The sequence below is a fragment of the Chamaesiphon sp. GL140_3_metabinner_50 genome (assembly GCF_025361915.1).
Taxonomy (GTDB): Bacteria; Cyanobacteriota; Cyanobacteriia; order Cyanobacteriales; family Chamaesiphonaceae; genus Chamaesiphon.
Genome location: NZ_JANYJC010000370.1, coordinates 1 through 2,398, shown reverse-complemented (window position 1 = coordinate 2,398; position 2,398 = coordinate 1). Strand labels below are relative to the sequence as shown.

The 2,398-nt window shown below is 45.5% G+C and carries 4 protein-coding genes; 3 read left to right on the top strand and 1 reads right to left on the bottom strand.

From position 1 onward, the window contains the following. The 3 genes from serS to Q0R35_RS18130 all read left to right on the top strand — a co-directional run. Positions 1–874: serine--tRNA ligase (serS, locus tag Q0R35_RS18140; protein WP_295621795.1), on the top strand; the 874-nt coding region annotated here is incomplete at its 5' end. Positions 875–921: 47 nt separating this feature from the next. Further along, positions 922–1,740: a DUF4351 domain-containing protein gene (locus tag Q0R35_RS18135; RefSeq protein WP_295621792.1), complete on the top strand. Its 819-nt coding sequence runs from the start codon at positions 922–924 to the stop codon at positions 1,738–1,740. A 56-nt stretch (positions 1,741–1,796) separates the two neighbouring features. Continuing rightward, positions 1,797–2,027, top strand: coding sequence for a DUF4351 domain-containing protein (locus Q0R35_RS18130; RefSeq protein ID WP_295621789.1), 231 nt, complete (start codon positions 1,797–1,799; stop codon positions 2,025–2,027). A 26-nt stretch (positions 2,028–2,053) separates the two neighbouring features. Here Q0R35_RS18130 and Q0R35_RS18125 read toward each other — a convergent pair. Next, positions 2,054–2,398 (bottom strand): Npun_F0494 family protein (locus tag Q0R35_RS18125; RefSeq protein ID WP_295621786.1); only part of this gene is annotated, 345 nt, incomplete at its 5' end.

Sequence of the window (2,398 nt, the reverse complement as noted above, 5' to 3'; positions counted from 1 at the left end):
CCCCACTAACCCCCAAATATTGCCCCACTGGGAAATCGGCGAAAAATTAGGCATCTTAAATTTCGAGAGCAGTGCTAAACTCGCGCAAAGTCGGTTTGTCACCCTCATTGGTGCGGGTGCGGCTCTAGAACGTGCCTTGATAAGCTTTATGCTCGATCGGCAGATTGCGGCGGGTTATACTGAAGTCAGCCCCCCGATCCTGGTTAATACCGCCTCTTTAACCGCAACGGGACAACTTCCCAAATTTGCCGAAGATAGCTTTAAATGCGCCGAAGATGACTTATGGTTGATTCCTACTGCTGAGGTTCCCGTCACCAACCTCTATCGCGAACAAATTCTCAATAGCGAACGACTCCCCATCCATCACTGCGCCTATACACCCTGTTTTCGCCGCGAAGCGGGAAGTGCGGGGCGGGATACGCGGGGTTTGATTCGGCTCCACCAGTTCAATAAAATCGAGCTAGTCAAATTCGTCCATCCCGACACTTCCGCGCAAGAACACGAAGCCCTCGTAAGGGATGCAGAAGCCATCTTGCAGGCTCTCAAACTCCCATATCGAGTTTTAGAACTCTGCACTGGCGATATCGGCTTTAGTGCGGCAAAATGCTATGACTTAGAAGTCTGGCTCCCATCTGCGGGTAAGTATCGAGAAATTTCGAGCTGTTCTAATTTTAATGATTTCCAAGCCCGACGCGGCGATCTTCGCTTTAAAGAAACAGGCAAAAAAGGCACTCAATTCGTCCACACGCTCAACGGTTCTGGATTGGCGGTAGGGAGAACGATGGCGGCAATTTTAGAAAATTATCAACAACCCAATGGCTCGATCGCTATACCAGAAGTATTACAATCTTATCTGGGTAGAGCCGTACTGTAACGATCTGACCGATTGCGGAGGTAATTTATCCTAACAATTAAAGATCGATGAGTTTTGATAATGTCTGTAAGCTGTTAGCCGAAAAATATCCAGCAGATTTTGTTAGATGGTTGACTGCTGATGAGGCTAGAAATGTTAAAGTATTAAAAACCGAGTTGAGTATCGAACCGATTCGTGCTGACTCGGTAATTTTCATTCAGACTTCCAGCCAAATTCTACACATTGAGTTTCAAACATTAACACTGTCTAAACCAGGAATTCCCTTTCGGATGTTGGATTATTCAGTGAGGTTGAAACGCCAATATAAATGTCCCGTCTTGCAGGTGGTAATATTTTTACAGGAGACGGACGATCCGATTGCGAGGACGCAAGAATATGCAGATGAGACAACCACACATCGTTATCGTGCATTACGAATGTGGGAACAGGATGCGAGTTTATTTTTAGGGAATCTGGCTTTATTACCATTAGCTCCGTTGTGTCAAACTGACTCACCACGAGATTTGTTATCGCAGGTGGCTAACGAGGTTGCTAAAATAGAGGAGCGGCAGAACAGGCAGGAGACGGCAGGTTATACTGAAATATTGGCGGGGTTGCGGTTTGAGAAGAGTTTGATTCGGCAATTATTAAGCGAGGATATTATGCAAGAGTCTGTTATTTATCAGGATATTTTACAAAAAGGCGAACAGAAGGAAGCGTTGAAATATACGTTACGTTTATTAAATAGACGGTTCGGGGAAATAGATGCTTCAATAATCGATCGAATTCAAGTTTTATCGACGGAACAGTTAGAAGCTTTAGGTGAGGAGTTTTTAGGCTTATCGGATATTTCTGGGTTGCTTGCTCGGCTCGATTCTATTTCATAGAGGCTCACGGGAACGATCTCCTGGAATTTAATCGGCAGTTATTAAGCGAGGATATTATGGAAGAGTCTGTTATTTATCAGGATATTTTACAGAAAGGGGAACAGAAGGAGGCTTTTAGATTTTCAAAGAAATTATTAAATAGACGGTTTGGCTCGATCGATCCGTCGATAATAAATCGAATTCAGGTTCTATCTACCGAGGAGTTAGAGACTTTGGGCGAGGAAGTTTTAGGCTTTTCTGATGTTTCTGCTGTGCTGGATTGGCTCGATCGATCCCCTGGACTTTAAAAGATCGATCGTGAACTACTGTGAAATTAGAAGGGGAGGCGGAACCAGCGCGCGCGCCAATTACCGATGCGATCGAAGATACTTGCTGAGGGCAGATTACCACCCGCCGCTTCCCATTTTTCGACTAATTCTAAACCTAATGGTGTCAACCGAAAACTATCGGTTAAACCTTGTCCGTCCACTTCCCGCCGCAACATGCCCACTTGAATCAGCCAATTGGTGGCTGTTTCGACACTCAGCTCCGAGAGGGGATAGCGAGTATAGCCAGATTTGACACCAAGATCGCCAGCTAATTTGGGTACCGAGACACTTTCCCAGCGCAGTTTGGCAAATAGAGCCAGGTTAAATGGCGCACAGCGTAAGGCGAGTTC

Bases quoted from the DNA above. Each gene is read 5' to 3' on its own strand.
- Q0R35_RS18130 (WP_295621789.1), top strand. From the start codon at position 1,797: ATGGAAGAGTCTGTTATTTATCAGGATATTTTACAGAAAGGGGAACAG.
- Q0R35_RS18135 (WP_295621792.1), top strand. From the start codon at position 922: ATGAGTTTTGATAATGTCTGTAAGCTGTTAGCCGAAAAATATCCAGCA.